General features: G+C 70.1%; 12 protein-coding genes. 5 read left to right on the top strand and 7 right to left on the bottom strand.

The features are described 5' to 3' along the window. The first annotated feature begins 7 nt into the window (after positions 1-7). From gap to tpiA, 5 genes are all read left to right on the top strand, one after another. Positions 8-1012, top strand: a complete 1005-nt coding sequence (gene gap, locus ACERMF_RS08385; RefSeq protein WP_373668607.1) for a type I glyceraldehyde-3-phosphate dehydrogenase — start codon at positions 8-10, stop codon at positions 1010-1012. A gap of 80 nt (positions 1013-1092) precedes the next feature. Further along, positions 1093-2289, top strand: a complete 1197-nt coding sequence (gene pgk / locus ACERMF_RS08380) for a phosphoglycerate kinase (protein ID WP_373668606.1) — start codon at positions 1093-1095, stop codon at positions 2287-2289. A 4-nt stretch (positions 2290-2293) separates the two neighbouring features. Next, entirely contained in the window at positions 2294-4084 is a 1791-nt protein-coding gene (locus ACERMF_RS08375; RefSeq protein ID WP_373668605.1) for an ABC transporter ATP-binding protein, read from the top strand. Next, positions 4081-5847 (top strand): ABC transporter ATP-binding protein, encoded by a 1767-nt coding sequence (locus tag ACERMF_RS08370; RefSeq protein ID WP_373668604.1) that lies wholly within the window; start codon positions 4081-4083, stop codon positions 5845-5847. Before ACERMF_RS08375 ends, ACERMF_RS08370 begins: the two co-directional genes overlap by 4 nt. 57 nt (positions 5848-5904) lie before the next feature. Then, positions 5905-6678: a triose-phosphate isomerase gene (tpiA, locus tag ACERMF_RS08365; RefSeq protein WP_373668603.1), complete on the top strand. Its 774-nt coding sequence runs from the start codon at positions 5905-5907 to the stop codon at positions 6676-6678. A 77-nt stretch (positions 6679-6755) separates the two neighbouring features. Here the strand turns inward: tpiA and ACERMF_RS08360 are convergent, their stop codons facing one another. The 7 genes from ACERMF_RS08360 to ACERMF_RS08330 form a co-directional block, all read right to left on the bottom strand. Beyond that, on the bottom strand, positions 6756-7823 hold the full coding sequence (locus tag ACERMF_RS08360; protein WP_373668602.1) for an ABC transporter ATP-binding protein: 1068 nt from the start codon (positions 7821-7823) through the stop codon (positions 6756-6758). Further along, positions 7820-8905, bottom strand: a complete 1086-nt coding sequence (locus ACERMF_RS08355; protein ID WP_373668601.1) for an ABC transporter ATP-binding protein — start codon at positions 8903-8905, stop codon at positions 7820-7822. The genes ACERMF_RS08360 and ACERMF_RS08355 overlap by 4 nt, the downstream gene beginning before the upstream one ends. Next, positions 8905-9915 carry an ABC transporter permease gene (locus ACERMF_RS08350; protein WP_373668600.1) on the bottom strand — a complete coding sequence of 337 codons (1011 nt, stop codon included), beginning with the start codon at positions 9913-9915 and terminating at the stop codon, positions 8905-8907. Before ACERMF_RS08350 ends, ACERMF_RS08355 begins: the two co-directional genes overlap by 1 nt. After that, positions 9908-10882: an ABC transporter permease gene (locus ACERMF_RS08345; RefSeq protein WP_373668599.1), complete on the bottom strand. Its 975-nt coding sequence runs from the start codon at positions 10880-10882 to the stop codon at positions 9908-9910. The genes ACERMF_RS08350 and ACERMF_RS08345 overlap by 8 nt, the downstream gene beginning before the upstream one ends. Before the next feature lie 124 nt (positions 10883-11006). Then, positions 11007-12755: an ABC transporter family substrate-binding protein gene (locus ACERMF_RS08340; protein ID WP_373668598.1), complete on the bottom strand. Its 1749-nt coding sequence runs from the start codon at positions 12753-12755 to the stop codon at positions 11007-11009. A 302-nt stretch (positions 12756-13057) separates the two neighbouring features. Next, entirely contained in the window at positions 13058-13591 is a 534-nt protein-coding gene (locus tag ACERMF_RS08335) for a PH domain-containing protein (RefSeq protein ID WP_373668597.1), read from the bottom strand. A gap of 10 nt (positions 13592-13601) precedes the next feature. Continuing rightward, the gene (locus ACERMF_RS08330) at positions 13602-14990 is read right to left on the bottom strand and encodes an MFS transporter (RefSeq protein ID WP_373668596.1); all 1389 of its coding nucleotides are present in this window, start codon (positions 14988-14990) and stop codon (positions 13602-13604) included. Positions 14991-15225 lie beyond the last annotated feature (235 nt).

Here is a 15225-nt window from a genome sequence, read left to right as displayed (position 1 = left end):
AGAGCAGATGTCCTTGCGCGTCGCAATCAACGGCTTCGGTCGCATCGGTCGCAACTTCCTTCGGGCCGCGAAGAAGCAGGGGCTCGACCTCGACATCGTCGCGGTCAACGACCTCACCGACACCGCCACCCTCGCGCTGCTGTTGAAGTACGACAGCGTGCACGGCCGCTACGACGGCACCGTCGAGACCGACGGTGACGACCTCGTGGTCGACGGTGACCGCATCCAGGTCCTGGCCGAGCGTGACCCGGCCAACCTGCCCTGGAAGGACCTCGGGGTCGACGTCGTCGTCGAGTCCACGGGGTTCTTCACCAAGCGTGCCGACGCCGCCAAGCACCTCGATGCGGGCGCCCGGAAGGTCATCATCTCCGCGCCGGCCAAGGACGAGGACGTGACCATCGTCCTGGGCGCGAACCAGGACGAGTACGACCCCGCCGAACACGACGTCATCTCCATGGCGTCGTGCACCACCAACTCCGTCGTGCCGATGGCGAAGGTGCTCGACGACGAGTTCGGCATCGTCCAGGGCCTGATGACGACCGTCCACGCCTACACCGGTGACCAGCGCCTGCACGACGCCCCGCACAGCGACCCGCGGCGTGCACGCGCGGCGGCGCTGTCGATCGTGCCCACCACGACCGGCGCGGCGAAGGCCGCGGCGCTCGCGCTCCCACAGCTGAAGGGCAAGCTCGACGGCCTGGCGCTGCGGGTGCCGATCCCGTCGGGGTCCATCACCGACCTCGTGCTGGTCCTCGGTCGTGAGGTGACGGCCGACGAGGTCAACGCTGCGGTCAAGGCCGCCGCCGACGGGCCGCTGAAGGGCATCCTGGAGTACAGCGAGGAGCCCCTGGTGTCCATCGACATCGTCGGCAACCCCCACTCGTGCATCTTCGACGCGCCCAGCACCATGGCCAACGGCACGCTGGTCAAGGTCATGGGCTGGTACGACAACGAGATGGGCTACTCGACCCGTCTCGCCGAGGCTGTCGTCTTCGTCGGCGACAAGCTGTAGGCGACCACCACTTCCGCTCCGTACCGGCGGCCCGCGCTCCGAATCCGGAGCGCGGGCTGCTCGATGCGAAAGGCCTGCCCGTGAACGCGCTGCTGTCCGGCGTCCCGACCCTCGACGACCTCGACGCCTCCGGGAAGCGGGTCTTCGTCCGCGCGGATCTCAACGTGCCGCTGCGTGACGGTCGCGTCACCGACGATCTGCGCATCCAGTCGTCGGTGCCGACGATCCGGCGCCTGCTCGACCAGGGCGCGGCGGTGATCGTCGCCTCCCACCTCGGCCGGCCCAAGGGTGCTCCGGACCCCGCCTATGGCATGGCGCCCGTCGGCGCCCGCCTGCAGGAACTGCTCGGCACCGAGGTGGTCGTCGCCGCCGACGTCGTCGGCGACGACGCGCGCGCCAAGGCCGACGCCCTGCGGCCGTGGCAGGTCCTGCTGCTGGAGAACCTGCGGTTCGAGCCGGGCGAGACCAGCAACGACGACGCCCTCGCCGACGCGCTCGCGGCCTTCGCCGACGTCTACGTCGACGACGCCTTCGGTGCGGCCCACCGGGCACATGCGTCGATCTCCGGCGTTCCGGCCCGGCTGCCCGGCTATGCGGGACTCCTGCTGGCGCGCGAACTCGAGGTGCTCGGCACGCTGCTCGAGGACCCGGCCCGTCCCTATGTCGCGGTGCTCGGTGGCGCCAAGGTCAGCGACAAGCTGACCGTGCTCGACAACCTGCTCCAGCGCGTGGACGTCGTCGCCGTCGGCGGCGCCATGGCCTTCACCTTCCTCGTCGCCGAGGGCCACGCGGTCGGCGCCTCCCGCGTCGAGGAGGACCAGGTCGACACCGTCCGTGAGCTCGTCGCCGCGGCCCGCGACCGGGGCGTCGAGGTGCTGCTCCCGCACGACGTCGTCGTCGCCCCGACGTTCGACGAGCACGCCCCGGCAACGATGGTCCACGTCGACGACATCCCCGCCGACCAGATGGGACTGGACGTCGGGCCGGCCACCGGCCACGCCTACGCCGAGGCGATCCGCGGTGCGGGCAGCGTGTTCTGGAACGGCCCCATGGGCGTGTTCGAGTGGGCCGCCTTCGAGGCGGGCACGCGCACCGTGGCGCAGGCCATCGCCGCGGCGCCCGGCTTCACCGTCGTCGGCGGTGGCGACTCGGCCGCCGCGATCCGGCAGTTCCGGCTCGACGACCAGGTCGACCACGTCTCGACGGGCGGCGGCGCGTCCCTCGAACTGCTCGAGGGCAAGCAGCTCCCGGGCGTCGTCGCGCTCAGACGCGGGTGAGGTCGTGAGCACCTCGACACCGGCGCGGCCGATGGAGCCTCGCGGGGTCGTGCGTGCGGCCGGATCGCTGATCGGCGGCTTCGTGCGCGAGCAGCCGGTCATGTTCACCCTCGCGGCGGCCGGTGCGATCGCCTTCACGTCGGCGATCGTGGCCAGCGCCGTCGTGGTCGGCTGGGTGACCGACGCCGTGATCATCCCCGTGCTCGGTGACGGTGAACCAGCCGCCGGCCGGCTGCGCACCGCGCTCGCCCTGATCCTCGGCGTCGCCGTCTGGAAGGCGGTCGGCATCGTCGTGCGGCGCACGGCCGCCACGCGGATGCAGTTCGGGGCGCAGACCCGGCTTCGCAAACGCCTGATCGGCCACCAGCTCGGGCTGAGCCTGCGCTGGTTCGGCACCCGGGGGGTCGGGGACCTGCTGTCCGTCTCGGACGTCGACAGCCGCCAGGCGACCATGGTGCTCGCGCCGCTGCCCTTCGCGACCGGCGTCAGCTTCCTGCTCGTCGGCTCCGCGGTCGTGATCACGCTCACCGACCCTGTGCTCGGCCTGCTCGCCATCCTCCTGCTGGGCGTCGTCGTCGCGCTCGACCTGCAGGGGGCATGGCGCACGTTCCATCTCATGGAGGAGGCACAGGCCAGACGGGGACGGGTGGCCGGCGTCGCCCACGAGAGCTTCGACGGTGCCCTCACCGTCAAGTCGTTGGGCCGCGAGCAGGTCGAGACGGCGCGTTTCCGGGGAGCGGCCGACGCGCTCGCCGACCAGTTGATCGAGGTCGGCCGTGTCTGGACCGGCTACCGCGCGTTGACCGAAGGGCTTCCGGCGATCGGCACCATCGTGGTGCTGGTGGTCGGCACGGCGAGGATCGCCGCCGGCACCCTCAGTGCCGGGGAACTCGTGCGCGTGGCCTACCTGCTGTCGCTGCTGGCCGTGCCGACGCGGCTGATCGGCTACCTGATGTGGGACGCTGCCCACAGCGTGGCGGGTTGGCGGCGCGTCGAGACCGTCCTGGATGCCGACGACGTCCAGACCCACGGCAGCGACCGGACCTCGCCGCCGTCACCGGCGGCGCACCTGGTCGCCGACCGGCTCGTGTTCGGCTACGAGCCGCAGACGCCCGTCCTGCAGGACCTCGAGCTGACGCTGACCCCCGGCCGCACCCTGGCCGTGGTCGGTCCGACCGGCTCGGGCAAGTCGACCCTCGCCCTGCTCCTGGCCCGCCTCTGGGACCCCGACACCGGCGCGGTGCGGCTCGACGGGCGCGACGTCCGCGACCTGGCGCCCGGCGTGCTGCCGTCCGAGGTGGCCTACGTCGCCCAGGACGCATTCCTGTTCGACGACACGGTCGCGGGCAACGTCGCACTTCACCTCGACCTCTCCGACGACGACATCCGTGACGCACTGCGGCTCGCCAATGCCCTGGACTTCGTCTCGGCGCTGCCCGACGGCCTGCACACCCGTCTCGGCGAACGCGGGGCCACGCTGTCGGGCGGGCAACGCCAGCGGGTCGCCCTCGCGCGGGCGCTCGCGCGGCGGCCGCGCCTGCTGATCCTCGACGACGCCACGTCCGCGGTCGACCCGTCGGTCGAGACGACGATCCTCCGGGCGCTGCGGGGCGCGGAGCTCCCGTCGACGATCGTGCTCGTGGCCTACCGGCGCTCGAGCATCATGCTCGCCGACGAGGTGGTGTTCGTCGACGGCGGTCGCATCGTCGCGCAGGGCAGTCACGACCAGTTGCTGGGCACGGTCCCGGGCTATGCGGCTCTGCTGCGCGCCTACGAGGCGGAGCACCCGGCATGAACTCGCGATCCGCGGTCGCCGCGATCCGCCGCGCGCTGCACGAGGCCCCCGCGCTCGCCGTCGGCCTGCGCACCACCCTGATCCTGGCGGTGCTCGGCACGGCCGGGCAGCTCGTGGTGCCCATCGCCGTGCGGGAACTGCTCGATCGGGAGGTGCTGTCGGGGGACACCATCGACGTGGGGTCCGTGGTGGTCGCGGGTGCGGTCGCGGTCGTCGCGCTGCTCGGTGCCATGCTCGCCAACCGCATGGCGCAGTACCGCCTGGCGATCGCCGCGGCACGGGGCCTGGCCGAGCTGCGGGTCAAGGTGTTCCGTCACGTCCACGACCTGTCCGTGCTGCACGTGCAGTCCGAACGCCGTGGCGTGCTGGTGTCAAGGGTCACCTCCGACATCGAGGCCATCTCGATGTTCCTCGAGTGGGGCGGCGTCGGGATGCTGGTCGGCGCGGCACAGGTCGCCCTGGTCCTCGGTCTGATGGCGGTCTACGACTGGCGGCTCACGCTGCTGGTCCTCGTCGCAGGCATCCTCTACGCGATCCTGCTGCTGGCCTTCCAGCGCATCCTCTCGCGGGCCTACGACCGCGTCCGGGTGCGTGTCGCCGATTCGATGGGGGCGATGTCCGAGACCATCGCCGGACTGCCGACCATCCGCGCCTTCGGCACCGAGGATCGCAGTCGCCAGAAGGTCGACGCGGCCCTCGACGCCCAGTTCAGGACCGAGTTCCGCACCGGCGCGCTGGGCGCCGCGATGTTCTCCAGCGGCGAGCTGTTCGCCGCGTCGGTCACGGCGATGGTCGTCGCGGCCGGTGTCCTGGTCGGCCCCGACGTCGGCCTCACGGCGGGGCAGCTGGTGGCGTTTCTGTTCCTGGTGACGCTCTTCATCGAGCCGGTCCAGCTGCTCGTCGAGGTGCTCGACCAGGCGCAGACGGCGGCCGCCGGCGTGCGCCGGGTGGTGGACGTCCTGGACACCCCCCTCGAGCTCGCCGACCCCGGACGGTTCGGCGACGGCAGGCAACTGCCGGCTGGCCCGCTCGCCGTCCGCTTCACCGCGGTCCGATTCCGGTATCCGGACGGCCCGGACGTGCTGTGCGACCTCGACGTCGTCATCGCGCCGGGGGAGCGCGTCGCGGTCGTCGGCGAAACCGGTTCGGGCAAGTCCACGTTCGTCAAGCTGATGACGCGCTTGGTGGATCCGGTGGAGGGCACGGTGTCGCTGTCGGGCATCCCGCTGGAGCAGGTGCGCTTCGACTCGCTACGCCGCCGGGTGGCCTTCGTGCCGCAGGACGGCTTCCTGTTCGACACGACCCTCGCCGAGAACGTCCGCTACGGCGTCCCCGAGGCGTCGCGCGACGACATCGTCACCGCCTTCGAGGAACTCGGGCTCACCGAGTGGGTCGGCGGGTTGCCGGGTGGATTGGACGCCAGGGTGGGGGAGCGCGGTTCGCGCCTTTCGGCCGGCGAGCGGCAACTGGTGGCCCTGGTGCGTGCCTGGATCGTCGCGCCCGACCTGCTCGTGCTCGACGAGGCCACCTCGGCCGTCGACCCCGCGCTCGAGGTGCGGCTGCGCCGGGCCATCGAGCGACTGACCGCCGGACGCACCAGCGTCACGGTCGCGCACCGGCTCTCCACCGCCGAGGCCGCCGACCGCGTCCTGGTCTTCGACGCCGGCCGGCTGGTCCAGCAGGGCACGCACGCCGAACTGGTGCGGCAGGCCGGCGTGTACCGGGAACTGCACGCCGACTGGTCGGCCGTATCCGGCAGCTGAGCCGGAGCGATTAGGGTCGCAGCCTGCCGACACCAAACGCCACGAAGGATTCGAAGCGTGACCGAGCGGGTACCCGTCATCGCCGGGAACTGGAAGATGCACCGCGACCACCTCGAGGCGATCCAGCTGGTCCAGAAGTTGGCCTACCACCTCCGCGAGGAGGACTACGAAGGCCAGGAGATCGTGGTGTGCCCGCCGTTCGTGGCCCTGCGGTCGGTCCAGACGCTGCTGCAGTCGGACCGGTTGCCGATCCACCTCGGCGCGCAGAACTGCCACACCGAGGACGAGGGCGCCTTCACCGGCGAGATCTCCGCCACGATGCTGGCCCGGCTCGACGTGCGCTACGTCGTCGTCGGCCACTCGGAGCGGCGGGCGTTGTTCGGCGAGACCGACGAGATCGTCAACGCCAAGGTCGCCGCGGTGCAACGCCACAAGATGCGGCCGATCCTGTGCGTCGGCGAGTCGCTCGACCAGCGCGAGGCGGGCCAGGCCGTCGACGTGGTGGTGTCGCAGCTGCGCGGCAGCCTGGCCGGGATCGCGGTCGCGGACCCCGAGGAGCTGGTCGTGGCCTACGAGCCGGTCTGGGCCATCGGCACCGGCCGGACCGCAACGCCGCAGGACGCGCAGGACATGTGCGCCGCCATCCGCACCGAACTGGCGGCGCTGTACGACGAGGCGACCGCTGCCGGCATCCGGATCCAGTACGGCGGCAGCGTCAAGCCGGGCAACGTCCGCGAGCTGATGTCGCGGCCGGACATCGACGGGGCGCTCGTCGGCGGCGCCAGCCTCTCGAGCGAGGACTTCGCGCTCATCGTCGGACACCGGAGGTAGGGGCGGCCCGGCCCCGGTCCGCTGTCCGCGCGCGCCCCGACCTGGACGCGTCGTCGCAGGTCGGGGCGGGTTTGCGATCAGCCGCGGATGACGGCCCGCGGCTCGGCGAAGTGGCAGGCGCTGGGATGGCCGTGGCCGAACCGGTCGATCAGCTCGGGTACCTCGGTCGCGCAGATCTCCTCGGCCTTCCAGCAGCGGGTGCGGAACCGGCACCCCGACGGCGGGTTGGACGGACTGGGAACGTCGCCCTCGAGGACGATGCGCTCACGCTTGCCGCGCAGGCGGGGGTCGGTCAGGGGGACGGCTGACAGCAACGCCTGGGTGTACGGGTGGGTCGGGTTGCGGAAGATCTCGTGCTTGGTACCGAACTCCACCACGTGTCCGAGGTACATCACCGCGACGCGATCGGAGAGGTGGCGGACCACCGACAGGTCGTGGGCGATGAACAGGTAGGCGAGTCCGAACTCCTGCTGCAGTTCCTGGAGCAGGTTGATGACCTGCGCCTGGATCGACACGTCGAGGGCCGAAACGGGCTCGTCGAGGATGAGCAGCTGCGGATTGAGCGCGAGTGCGCGGGCGATGCCGATGCGCTGGCGCTGGCCGCCGGAGAACTCGTGCGGAAACCGGTTGCCGTGCTCGGGGTTGAGCCCGACGATCTTCATCAGCTCCTTGACCCGGTCCTTGCCGCCGTTCTTGTACCGCCCGTAGATCCGCAACGGCTCGGCGATGATCTCGCTGACGTTGATGCGGGGGTTGAGCGACGCGTACGGGTCCTGGAACACGATCTGGATCTCGCGTCGCATCTGGCGCATCTGCCGGTGCGACATCTCGGCGAGGTCGTGCCCCTTGAAGTAGACGTGCCCGGCGGTCGGGTCGAGCAGTCGCACGATGCAGCGGCCGGTCGTCGACTTGCCGCAGCCGGATTCGCCGACGAGGCTGACCGTCTCGCCGGCGTTGATCGTCAGGTTGACCCCGTCGACGGCGCGCACGGCGCCGTACTGGCGGTTGAACACCCCGCCACGCAGCGGGAAGTGCTTCGTCAGGCCCTCGACGCGCAGGATCTCCTCGCCGCGTTGCGCGCGGACGTGGAGCTGGTCCTCGGGTACCGGCTCGGGACTGGTGGTGGCGGAAACGGCGGTGCTCATACCTCGTCACCCTCGATCGTGGTGCCCGTGGTGCGCTCGACGAGATGGACCTCGTCCTCCATCTCCTGGTGGAAGTGGCACGCCGAGGCACGCATCGGTCCGAGCTGGAACAGCGGCGGTTCTTCGGTGCGGCACTTCTGCCGGCCCTCGCCGAGGTGGCACCGCGGGTGGAACGAACAGCCGCTGGGCAGGTTGATCAGGCTGGGCGGCTGACCCGGGATCGGGACCAGGCGCTCCATGTCGACGTCCGGCCGCGGCAGGCTCGACAGCAGCCCGAGGGTGTAGGGGTGGCGGGGGGAGTGGAAGATCTCGTCGACGGTGCCGGTCTCCACGACGCGGCCGCCGTACATCACCACGACCCGGTCGGCCATCTCGGCGATGACGCCGAGGTCGTGCGTGATCAGCACGACACCGGCGTTGGTCTCCTGCTTGGCGCGCTCGAGCACCTCGAGCACCTGGGCCTGGATGGTGACGTCCAGGGCGGTGGTCGGCTCGTCGGCGATGAGGATCTTGGGCCGGTTCGCCATCGCCATCGCGATCATGGCGCGCTGGCGCATCCCGCCCGAGTACTCGTGGGGGTACTGGTCGAAGCGGTCGTCGGCGTTCGGCACGCCGATGAGCTCGAGCAGTTCCACGACCCGCTTGCGGGCGTCATCGGCACTGATGTCCTCGTGGACCAGGATCGCCTCGGCGAGCTGGTCGCCGACCGTGAGCACCGGGTTGAGCGACGTCATCGGGTCCTGGAAGATCATCGCGACGTCCTTGCCGCGCACCCGCCGCAGCTCGCGTTGCGAGAACTGCAGCAGGTCCTGGCCGTCGAGGATGATCTCGCCCGCCGCGATACGTCCCGGCGGCTGGGGAATCAGCCCGAGCACGCTCATGACGGTGACGGACTTCCCCGATCCCGACTCACCGACGACACCCAGGGTCTCGCCGGGGAAGACGTCGTAGCTGACCCCGTCCACGGCGTGGACGATGCCGTCGGGGGTCTTGAACTCGGTGACGAGGTTGCGGATCGACAGCAGCGGCTGGACGTCGGTCCCGGCAGCCGGTGCGTCGACGAACTGGGGCTCGGCGCCCATCACTTCTCCTGCTGGGTCGGGTCGAGTGCATCGCGCAGGCCGTCCCCGACGAAGTTGATCGCGAGGGCGATGGCGACGATGGCCAGACCGGGCATGACGACGAGCCACCACTGGGTCTGCATGGAGCTGCGCCCGTCGTTGATGAGCAGCCCGAGTGCCGGCGTCGGTGGGTTGACGCCCTGGCCGAGGAAGGCGAGCGTGGCCTCGAGGAGGATCGCGGCAGCGAGCACGAGGGTCATGTTGACCAGGATCGGGCCCATCGTGTTGGGCAGCATGTGCCGGAACATGATGCGCAGGTCACCGGCACCCGCCGCCCGGGCCGCCTGGACGTACTCCTTCTCGCGCAGGCTCAGGAACACGCCGCGCACGATGCGGGCCAGCGAGGGCCACACGAGCAGGGCGATGATGATCGCGATGCGCATCGGTCGGCCCTGACCGAGGAAGGCGGCCGCGATCAGGAGCACGGCCAACAGCGGCACGATGATGATCAGGTCGGCAAAGCGCATCAGGAACGCGTCGACCCAGCCGCGGTAGTACCCCGCGATGGCGCCGATGACGGTGCCGATGACGGTGGAGACGACCGCGACGACGGCCGCGACCTGCAGCGACACCCGCGTGCCGTAGATCACCCGGCTGAAGTAGTCGCGTCCGAGCTGGTCGGTGCCGAACAGGTGCCAGCCCTCCAGCGTCGGCGGCGTCGAGCGGCGGATGACGTCGATGTCGGCGTAGCCGTAGGGAGCGATCCGCTCGGCGTTGAACGCGACGATGGCAACGATGGCCAAGAACAGCAGGCTGCCCATCGCCAGCTTGTGCCGCAGGAACCGGCGTCGGAACAGCTGCCACTGGCTGCGCACGACGATCTGGCTGCCGTCGTGGTAGTCGTGGTGCTCGTTCGCGGGCTCGTTGGGCGTGTGCAGGCCGGCGTCGTCGGTGGCGATGTCCGCCCCGCCGGCGCTGCCGGGGGCCGGCACGTCCTGGGCCGCCATGGGTCGCTCGGAGCGGTCACTCATAGCGGATCCTCGGATCGAGAAGGCCGTACAGCAGGTCGGCGACGAGGTTTGCGATCATCAAAAAGAAGCCGACGAGCAGCAACCAGGCCATGATGGGGTACGGGTCGCGGCGGCCCAACGCGTTGACGAAGTAGCGCCCCATCCCGTCGAGGCCGAACACGCTCTCGATGACGATGGCGCCCGAGATCAGGGTGCCGAAGGAGAGCGCCGCGACCGTCACGGTCGGGATCAGCGCGTTGCGCATCATGTGGCGCGTCGTGATCTTGCGCTCCGGCAGTCCCTTGGCACGGGCCGTTCGGATGTAGTCCGACGACATCACCTCGAGCATGGAAGCGCGCATGTAGCGGCTGTAGCTGGCGACCGAGAAGATCGCGAGGGAGGCGATCGGCAGCACGAGGTGGTGCGCGCGGTCGAGCCAGAACGCCAGTCCCGTGCCGGGATTGGGCGAGGACAGGTTCGCGATCGGGAAGATGCGGGTTCCGGTCCAGTTGTAGACGATCAGCACGCCCACCTGCAGCAGCAGAGCGAACCAGAAGGCCGGCATCGAGAATCCGATGAAGCTGAGCGTGGTCGTCGAATAGTCGAAGACGCTGTACTGCCGCTTGGCGGAGACCGCGCCGAGACCGACGGCGACCACGAAGGCGATCAGCTCGGCGGCGACGACCAACTGCAGGGTGTTGCCCATGACCCGCCGCAAGTCCGGCCAGATCGGGCGCGGCGAGATCAGGTACTCGCCGAAGCCGCCCTGGGGGATCTGCTCGACCCAGCGCAGGTACTGCACGGGGAACGGGTCGTCGAGGCCACGGGCCTCGCGAACCCGGTTGATCTGCTCCTGCGTGATGTTGGGCTGCGCGCGCAGGTCGGCGAGCGGGTCACCCACGGACGACACGAACCCGAAGGTCAGGAAGGTCGACAGGATCAGGATGGGGATGGTGATGAGAAGACGGCGCAGCGCATAGTTGAGCACGCGACGGATCCTTCCCGGTAGGAGGAGACGAACCGGGTACGACGGGGTGGCCGGCGCCCGCTCCCGAAGGAACAGGCGCCGGCCCGGAAGCTACCGAACGCCTCCGGATCCCGTCACTCGTGGGTCACTCGGTGCGCGCCCACTCGGAGGAGTTCCAGAACTGCGTGGCGTTGGTCGGGTTCAGCTGCGGACCCGTGATGTCATTCGCGAACGCGAGCAGCTGCGGCTGCTGGAACAGCGGCACCACCGGTGCGCCGTCCGCGAAGACCTGCGCGGCCTGGTTCCACAGGTCGGCGTTGGCCTCGGGGTCGACGGTGGAGTTCGCCTCGTCCATCAGGTTGGTGATCTCCTCGCTGCACCACGCGGTCCAGTTCTGGGCACGCGGTTCATCGCCGTCACAACCGTAGATGTTGGCGTTGCCCGACGGGTCGGGCGAGCCGACCCAGGCGAACAGACCGATGTCGTAGTCGCAGACGCCACCGCAGTTGTCGGGGGTGTTGAGACGCTCGAAGAACGTCGCGCCCTCGTCGTTCTCGATGGAGATCTCGATACCGACCTGCTGCAGGTCGGCCTGGATCAGCTGCTGGGTGAGCTCGCGACGCTCGTTGCCGCCGGTGGTGCTGATGCGGAACGAGAGGCGCGTGCCGTCGCACTCGAAGATGTCGCCGTCGCCACGGGTGCAGCCGTTCTCCTCGAGGAGGCTGATCGCGGCGTCGGGGTCGTAGTCCCACTGCGAGTAGACGGGCTCGTAGAACTCGGAGTTCGCCATCCAGAACGGGTTGTTCAGGACCTCGGCCTCCGGGTCGACCGGACGGACGAGCGTGTCGACGATCTGCTCGCGGTTGATGCCGAGCGCGATGGCCTGACGCACGTATTCACGGTCGAGACCGTCGACGAGCGTGTTGAAGTCGATGTGCTCCCACACCGGGCCGAGACCGACGTCGTACTGCAGCTGGTCGGACGCGCCCTCGAGGGTCTGGACGAGCTCGATCTGCGGCTGCGGGTCGTACATGTCGATCTCGCCACCGATCATCTGGTTCGTGAGGGTGGTGGTGTCGGGCACGTACCGGAAGATGATCTCGTCGAGCATCACGTCGCCGTCCCAGTAGTTCTCGTTCTTGACGAGACGCAACTGGGTACCGCGGTCCCACGAGTCGAAGATGTACGGACCACCGGAGACGTCCGGCAGCTCGTCGTTGAGGACGGTGGTGAAGTCCTCACCCTCGAGCACGTGCTGGGGCAGGATGCCGCTGAAGAGCAGCTGCCAGGCGGCGTAGGGCTCTTCGAAGTTGAAGGTGACCGTCTTCTCGTCGACGACCTCGTAGTCGGTGATGAGGTCGTAGCCGTTGCGCGAGGTGATCTGGTCGGCCCAGGCGGCCTCTTCGTCCATGATCGTCTCGAACGTGAAGACGAAGTCCTCGGCGTCGATGGGCTCGCCGTCGGACCACACGGCCTCTTCACGGATGGTGTAGGTGACGCTGAACGGGTCCTCGGTGAACTCCGCCTCGCCGTCGAGCAGCCACGGCGCGTAGGAGAAGTCCGGCTGGATCACGTAGGCGCCGGGGAAGATGTTCGCGTTGACCTTCGAGGTGACCAGCGAGTTGCCGTCGATCAGCCAGCCGTTGAGGATGGTCGGCTCCTGCTCGTCACCGAACAGGATGGTGCCGCCTTCGACGGGGCCGCCGGCCTGCTCGTCGTCCTCGGTCTCCTCGGGCTCCTCGGGCTCTTCGGTGTCGTCGTCCGTCGGTGCCGGTTCGGTGGTCTCGGGCTCCGGCTCTTCAGCCGTGTCGCCGCCGCCACATGCTGTGACGACGAGCGCGGCAGCCATGACGAGGCCAACGCCCCGCCATCGCCGGATGCTAGGTGACCGCATGTATCACTCCTTGGTAATGGGAAGTGCGAGTCCCGGACGCTGTCAGCGGATCCACCCGGGGGGTGTTCTCCCGTCCGATGACTGGGTCCTTCTTGCGCCGCGGAAGACCGATACGCGGCCTACTACGGTGGCCGTAGGAACCTATCACCGGCGCAACGCGCGTCATGGAAGCGTGTTCGCCCACCGGACGTTCGGCCACGACTGCGCCAGAAATGCCCCCCAGAAGGACGTGGTCCGCGGTATGGGGACAACGGCGTGCACCCTCGGTGATCGCGACGCGCTCGAACCGTCGTGGATGCCGGTCAGCGATCGACGCGGCGCCGGTACAGCGAGGTCGGAGGGGTTCCCTCGAGGGGGCGCTTCGCCACGACCCGGGGCGCACCGGGAGCCGCCGCCGCAATCGCGCGCAGGTGGTCGTACTCGTCCGGACTCTCGACGTGGTCGGTCAGCATCCAGCGACGCCGGCCGTGGCCGCGGGCGAGCAGTCCGCCGGTGACCGGACGCGGGCCGTCGCCCGCCGTCCGCGCGCGCGCCATGGCCGCCGCCCCCGGACGGGTGCGTTCGATGGTCCGCACGGCGTCCCAGGGGAGCATGCGGCGGCGGAGCACACTCGCCATCTGGATGCCGTCCGGCGTGACCACGACCCGGTGCGGATAGCCGAAGAGCCCCAGCGCCGCGGAGGCGATGCCGACGAGCACGAAGCCGAGGGCGACGGTGCTGCCACCGGCCGAGAGACCCCAGGCGCCGAGCAGGATCAGCAGATGCGGCGTCAGCAACACCGCCAGCAGGCCCCGCAGCGACGGGTACAGGGTCAGGGGCTGGTCGAGACGGCTCACGGGGACGAGGCTACCTCTCGGTGGCCCTGGCCTCGTCGTCCGCTGCGGCGACGGCGCGCGGTGTCACGATCGGAAGCGCCAGCACGATGGCCACGCTCATCACCGCTGCGGCGGTGAACCAGGGTGCCCGGAGGCCGAAGGCGGTGGCGGTGAGTCCTCCGACGAGGGCGCCGAACGGCATCGCTCCCCAGCCGAGGAAGCGGAACACGCTGTTGACCCGTCCGAGCAGTTCGTCGGGGACGAGGCGTTGCCGCAGCGAGACCGTGATGACGTTCCAGGTCACGGCGGCGAACCCGTACATCGCCTGGGCGACGAGGTACACCAGCACGTTGCCGGTGGCGCCGATCGCGAGGGGCACCAGGCCGACGACCAGCAGTGCGGCCCGCAGCGCGGTGCCGCGCCCCAGCAGAGATGCGGTGCGCTCGGCGCCGAAACTGCCGAGCAGCGACCCCGTCGCCCCGGCCACGAACAACAGCCCGAAGGCGGCCTGGCCCAGTTGGAGGACCGACTCGGGGCCGACGACGAACAACGCGAGGATGGAGTAGCCCATCATCGTGGCACCGTTCATCGCGGCCGTCAGCAGGGCGAAGGTGCGCAGGAGGCGATGCTGTCGCAGCCACGCCAGCCCCTCACGGATCTCCGCGACCGCCCGGGGGCGCCCGGGGGAGGAGATGGTGCCGGCCGGGCTGGCCACGGAGGGGTCGGTGGCGACCTGGTCGCCATCGGCGGGCGCGAGCGACTCCGCCTCGACCGACAACCGCGTCGTGCGGCGATGTGCACGGGAATAGGTCCCGGTCATGGCGAAGATCAACCCGGCCGAGACCAGGAAGGTGCCGGCGTCGAGCAGGATGGGCAGCGCCGCCGCGAGGCCGAACAGGTAGGCGCCGAGTGCGGGGCCGACGAACTGGTTGGTGACCACCTCACCTGCGAAGAGGCGGCCGTTGGCCTTCTCGAGCTGGTCGCGGCGGACCACGGCGGGCATCAGGGCGTTGGCGGCGTTGTCGAACAGCACCTCGAAAGTGCCGAGTCCGACCGCGACCGCGTACAGCAGCCAGACGTTGGCGACGTCGAGGACGATGGCGGTGCCGAGGAGCGCCATCAGCGCGAAGCGGACGAGATTGCACAGATACATCAGCCGGCGACGGTCGACACGGTCGGCGATGACGCCGGCGTGCAGGGAGAACACCAGCCACGGCAGCCGGCCAGCGATGGCGACGCCGGCGAACAGCATGGGGTTGCGTGTCAGCGCCTCGGCGAGCAGCGGAATGGCCGCGGAGTCGATCCCGTCGCCCAGATTGGAAACGGTGGAGGCGGTCCACAGCTTCCGGTAGTTGGCCCCCAGCCCACGCGGCCGCGCGGGGTCGGCCTGGCTCCGCGCCGTCCCGCCTCGTTGGCCCACGTTCGACAACTTCGCTCGCCCCTTCGGTGGCCGCCTCCTCCCACGACCCGCGTGTGGGCGTCCCCCACGCCGGGGGAGACGATAAGGAATGGCTAGTCCCCACCGCTCCCCGGGGCGCTTGGCGCACGGCGGCACGACCCACGCCGTCGCCTCGTGCGCGGATGCGATCGGTCCTGTCCAGCGGGCCGGATGCCGGCTAGCATCGGGCGCGGAGACGTGGGCCACGGACCTGCGG

The sequence above is a fragment of the Egicoccus sp. AB-alg6-2 genome, assembly GCF_041821025.1.
In the GTDB taxonomy this organism is placed as follows: Bacteria; Actinomycetota; Nitriliruptoria; order Nitriliruptorales; family Nitriliruptoraceae; genus Egicoccus.
Note: the sequence above shows the minus strand (reverse complement) of the source record. Positions and strands in the feature narration are given on the sequence as shown.

Coding starts and splice junctions, on each gene's coding strand:
- gap (WP_373668607.1), top strand. CDS start 8: ATGTCCTTGCGCGTCGCAATCAACGGCTTCGGTCGCATCGGTCGCAAC.
- ACERMF_RS08370 (WP_373668604.1), top strand. CDS start 4,081: ATGAACTCGCGATCCGCGGTCGCCGCGATCCGCCGCGCGCTGCACGAG.
- ACERMF_RS08360 (WP_373668602.1), bottom strand. CDS start 7,823: ATGAGCACCGCCGTTTCCGCCACCACCAGTCCCGAGCCGGTACCCGAG.
- ACERMF_RS08355 (WP_373668601.1), bottom strand. CDS start 8,905: ATGGGCGCCGAGCCCCAGTTCGTCGACGCACCGGCTGCCGGGACCGAC.
- ACERMF_RS08350 (WP_373668600.1), bottom strand. CDS start 9,915: ATGAGTGACCGCTCCGAGCGACCCATGGCGGCCCAGGACGTGCCGGCC.
- ACERMF_RS08340 (WP_373668598.1), bottom strand. CDS start 12,755: ATGCGGTCACCTAGCATCCGGCGATGGCGGGGCGTTGGCCTCGTCATG.